This window comes from Magnetospirillum molischianum DSM 120, assembly GCF_000294655.1.
GTDB classification, from domain to species: Bacteria; Pseudomonadota; Alphaproteobacteria; order Rhodospirillales; family Magnetospirillaceae; genus Phaeospirillum; species Phaeospirillum molischianum.
Window position 1 is genome coordinate 1 of record NZ_CAHP01000057.1, and the last position, 4,039, is coordinate 4,039.

The following is a 4,039-nucleotide window of genomic DNA, read 5'->3' on the forward strand; positions in this document are numbered from 1 at the left end:
GGGTGAGGCTGTCCACGGCCTTAGGCACCAGGACTAGGGGCTTTGCGGCCTCAGCGGCGATCCTAGCACCGTCCCGGGCCTGCCGCAGGGCGATGAGTACCGGATCTTCTTCGCTCATGACCTATCTCCCGAAGTCTGGACCGCCGCGGCCGGGTTTTGGTCCTCGGCTCGGCTTGCTGGCCTGCTGGCGCGTCTGCTGTTGCCGCTGGCGTTCCGCCGCCTGCCGTGCTCGCTCCTGGTCTTGTCGCTGTAGATCTTGCCCAGCTTGCCGCAGTCGGTCGGCCATGCTGTCTTGCCGGGCCAGTTCCACCCCGGCAGTCCGCAGCCGATCCAGGCCACCGGCCAGAGCGGGAGAGGGAGTAAGCCGTTCGATCGCCTGTCGTGTCTGCTCTCCGATGGCCTGGACCAGCTCGCGGACCAGGCCTTTGATCTGACGCCATTGCTCCATGATCCGCTGGAGCATGGCCCGGTCCTGGCGAACGGTCAGGGCATCGCGCAAAGCGTGGGCCTGTTCGCCCCTGCCCTGGCGGTCCATCTGCTGCGCCACAGGGCCGATTTTCGGCTCTGGGGGGCGGTCGAGGAGGAAAGCCTTTTGGGCCGCCGCCTCGCGTTCGGCCTGGGGCCGGCTCCGATCCGCAGCAACCGCCTGCTTCGCTTGCCGCTGATCGGCAAGCGAGCGGTGGTCAACCCGTAAAGGGACGTGGGCGCGCTCTAGCGCCTGATTGCAGTGCTGGCACCACCTCTCCCGCATGGTCTCGATTCCGTTGGCCTGGGAAAGGGTTCTATCCTTCTTGGCTGAGAAGCCGTTCGGCTGGCTTGGATCAAGCGCCCGGTCGGAAACCATGATGTGCGCGTGAGGCTGCTTTTCGCCGTCACGTGCGCTCGGTTCATGGATGGCGACGTCCGCCACAATGCTCCGGCTGGTGAACTCCTCGCGCACGAAGGACCGCACCGCCTCAACACGCTGTTCGTGGTTTAATTCCCGAGGCAGAGCAACCAGCACCTCCCGCGCCGTCATCGCGTCTTTGCGCTTTTCGGCTGCGTCAATGTAGTTCCACAGCGTTTCGCGGTTCTTAGACCACTCTGGCGCGTTCTCTGGTGTGATGATTTCCGAGTGTTCGACGCCTTCTTTTCGCTCGTAGCTGTGCGTCAAATCCTGGCGCTTATCGTGCAGCGTTTCGGCATGACGATAGGCGGCGGCAGCGACGCAAGAACGCCCCTGCCCCCGACTGATCGATTTTGCCTCACACCGATAGATCGCCACCGTTTCTACCTCTGCATTTCTTGCAGTTGTGAAGATAGGTCATCGGTGGTACAAGGTCAACACGATAGAATGGAGTGCGCGGTTAATCATTGCTGCGCAACGACCGCGACCCCTCGCCGGAGTGGGCAAGGCACAAAGGGGGAAAAGGGATGGCACGGAAAACAGAAGCGGAACGTCTGGCCGAACTGGAGTCCCGGAAACGCGCCCTTGAGGCGCAAATGCAGGCCATCCAAGCTCGGCAGAAAGAGCGTTCCCGGAAAGATGATACCCGTCGTAAGGTGTTGGTTGGTGCGGCTATTTTAGCCGAGGCCGAGAAGAACCCTGCAGCCAAGCAACGCCTCATGGCGTTGCTTGACCAGAACCTTACACGGGATATCGACCGCGCTGTGTTCGACCTGGCTCCGAAGGCCGAGGCTTAACCCCCTTTCCACTGGGTGAGGGGGGCTACGGAAACCATGAGGCTGTCGATTGGACCAGTCGATTCGCCAGGAACGCGTAACGACTGGTCCAATCGCCTCTCCGTGTATTATTTTTCCGGCTTGGGGGCTGCTTCCTTTCGGGTCGTGTGCATCTTTGAAACTGCCATCCCGACCATAGACGCGGTCGCAGGACCGTTGTTGCCGGTGGCTGTGTAAACCGCCTGAACGACTGCGGATCCCAGTACAGGGTCGGCTGCGGCTGTTTTCAGGATCAGAGTAGGGTCTTTGGTCAAGGCTGTCTCTTGTGCAGTAACTTTGGCGAGTTGCGCCTCGAGCTTTGCCTTTTGGCGGGCCAGGATTTCAGCAGGGGTGGTAGTCATAGCAATTCTCCAATTTTTTCCGGTCTAAATTTATGATAAACAAAGGATATTGTCAATGGTTTAAAATTTTCTTTGTAAAAACAAAGGATATTTTCAATGATTTAAAATTTTCTTTGTAAAAACAAGGGCTTATTCGTAAGCGTCGTCTGAGGGCTACCTTGCCGGTGGCGCCGTTATCGGCCTGAATATCGCGCTCGGATCGAGCGTGGCGTGACTGGCAGAGTGGTGGTGCTGGCCAAGGGGCGGCGGAGAAAGCCATCGATGTCTTCGCTGCCAAATACGGCGCCAAATATCCCAAGGCGGTTGAATGCCTGGAAAAGGACCGCCACCCCTTGCTTGCCTTCTACGATTTTCCCGCCGAGCATTGGGTGCATTTGCGCACGACCAAACCCATTGAAAGCGTCTTTGCCACCGTCCGGACCAAGGGGGCCTTGTCGGCGACGACCGCCAAGCTGATGGTTTTCAAGCTGGTCATGGCCGCCGCCAAAACCTGGCGTCGTCTCAAGGGCGAAAATCAGTTGCCCAAGCTCATCAGTGGCATCAAATTCATTGACGGTGTCCAGAGCCCCGAGGCCGTTTCTCAAACCGCCGCCTGATCGGAGCCCGTCACCCAAATTCCCGCATAGCTCCTTTGATCTCCGGCAAGGTGGTTGTGCTCCGTGTCTTCTCTGTTGGAGGGGAAACCATGAGGGTGTCGATTCTCCAGGGACACGTAAACCCGCAAAATTAGCCATTTCCAGAGGGCGTTACATGCCCGACTGGATCCCTCTGTGCCAACGTCCTTGCGACACAATGAAGGGTGTCGTTTAGTGAGCTTGGCGCAGAGGATCTGATTAATGAAGACGGTGACAACGGCGATTGTAGTTGACGGGAACGTTTCACCCCCCCTTCCTGATCCGGAGGTGGCGATGAAGGCGCAGCGGCGAACGTTTACGGCGGCCTATAAACTGGCGGTTCTTGCCGAGCTTGATTGCGCCAAGGCAGGAGAGACCGGTGCGATTCTGCGCCGTGAAGGGCTGTATTCATCGTCCCTGGTGACATGGCGGCGTCAGCGCAAACAGGGACTGCTCCAGCCCCAGGCCCCGGTCCGGCGCGGGCCTCCCGCCGCGCGGAAGAGCGATGGAGCGCAGGAACTCGACCGGCTGCGCCGCGAGAATGCCCGGCTGGAGCGGCACTTGGCCAAGGCCCACCTGATCATTGGAATCCAAAAAAAAGCTGCGCAACTCCTGGCGATCGATCTGGGCCGGAGCGACGACGAGAGCTGACGGCCCTTGTCGCCGAAGCGCCTGGCGGACTGCGTCAGGCGGTATGTTCTGCCTTGGGGCTGGCGCGGGCCACCTTCCATCGCCTCCGCCATGGGCCGGTCCAAGGCCCCCCTCTGCCCCGCCGACAGGCTCGCGCCCTGACGGCCGCCGAGCGGACCGGGGTGCTGGCGGTGCTGCACGAGGACCGCTTCATGGACCGCGCCCCGGCCGAGGTCTACGCCACCCTGCTCGACGAGGGCGTCTATCTCTGCTCGATCCGCACCATGTACCGGATTCTGGCCGCCAACCACGAAGTCCGGGAACGCCGCGACCAGTTGACCCACCCCGTTTACGCCAAACCAGAATTGCTCGCCACCGGCCCCAATCAGGTCTGGTCATGGGATATAACCAAGCTCAAGGGGCCAGCCAAGTGGAGCTATTTCCAGCTCTACGTCATCATCGACATCTTCAGCCGCTGCGTCGTCGGATGGATGCTGGCCGATCGCGAAAGTTCTTTCCTGGCGAGCAAACTGATCCGCGAAACCTGCCGCCGTCATGGCATCGAACCCGGCCGTCTGACCCTGCATGCCGATCGCGGCCCGTCCATGACCTCAAAGGTCACCGGCCACTTGCTGGCTGATCTTGGCATCACCAAGACCCATTCGCGGCCCTACACGTCCAACGACAATCCCTATTCCGAAAGCCAGTTCCGGACGATGAAATATCGCCCCG

The 4,039-nt window shown here is 60.3% G+C and carries 5 protein-coding genes and 1 pseudogene; 4 read left to right on the forward strand and 2 right to left on the reverse strand.

Annotated features, from left to right (window positions below; genetic code table 11):
* Positions 1 to 121: 121 nt before the first annotated feature.
* Positions 122 to 1,264 (reverse strand): MobQ family relaxase, encoded by a 1,143-nt coding sequence (gene mobQ, locus PHAMO_RS17215; RefSeq protein ID WP_002731222.1) that lies wholly within the window; start codon positions 1,262 to 1,264, stop codon positions 122 to 124.
* Between the two features lie 149 nt (positions 1,265 to 1,413).
* Here mobQ and PHAMO_RS17220 point away from each other — a divergent pair, with 149 nt between their 5' ends.
* Entirely contained in the window at positions 1,414 to 1,683 is a 270-nt protein-coding gene (locus tag PHAMO_RS17220) for a hypothetical protein (RefSeq protein ID WP_002731223.1), read from the forward strand.
* A 107-nt stretch (positions 1,684 to 1,790) separates the two neighbouring features.
* Here PHAMO_RS17220 and PHAMO_RS17225 read toward each other — a convergent pair whose 3' ends face one another.
* Positions 1,791 to 2,063 carry a hypothetical protein gene (locus PHAMO_RS17225; RefSeq protein ID WP_002725747.1) on the reverse strand — a complete coding sequence of 91 codons (273 nt, stop codon included), beginning with the start codon at positions 2,061 to 2,063 and terminating at the stop codon, positions 1,791 to 1,793.
* Positions 2,064 to 2,287: 224 nt separating this feature from the next.
* On the opposite strand from PHAMO_RS17225, the pseudogene PHAMO_RS17230 reads away from it, so the two are divergent.
* From PHAMO_RS17230 to PHAMO_RS17240, 3 genes and pseudogenes are all read left to right on the forward strand, one after another.
* Positions 2,288 to 2,659, forward strand: a pseudogene (locus PHAMO_RS17230) (transposase); the annotation flags it as partial.
* A 312-nt stretch (positions 2,660 to 2,971) separates the two neighbouring features.
* Complete coding sequence (locus tag PHAMO_RS17235; RefSeq protein ID WP_002731224.1) at positions 2,972 to 3,328, forward strand: transposase; 357 nt, start codon at positions 2,972 to 2,974, stop codon at positions 3,326 to 3,328.
* Positions 3,325 to 4,039 (forward strand): DDE-type integrase/transposase/recombinase (locus PHAMO_RS17240; RefSeq protein WP_040567783.1); only part of this gene is annotated, 715 nt, incomplete at its 3' end. The genes PHAMO_RS17235 and PHAMO_RS17240, both read left to right, overlap by 4 nt.

What these genes read in the sequence shown, in the direction of transcription:
- PHAMO_RS17235 (WP_002731224.1), top strand. Translation starts at nt 2,972, where the DNA reads ATGAAGGCGCAGCGGCGAACGTTTACGGCGGCCTATAAACTGGCGGTT.
- PHAMO_RS17220 (WP_002731223.1), top strand. Translation starts at nt 1,414, where the DNA reads ATGGCACGGAAAACAGAAGCGGAACGTCTGGCCGAACTGGAGTCCCGG.
- PHAMO_RS17225 (WP_002725747.1), bottom strand. Translation starts at nt 2,063, where the DNA reads ATGACTACCACCCCTGCTGAAATCCTGGCCCGCCAAAAGGCAAAGCTC.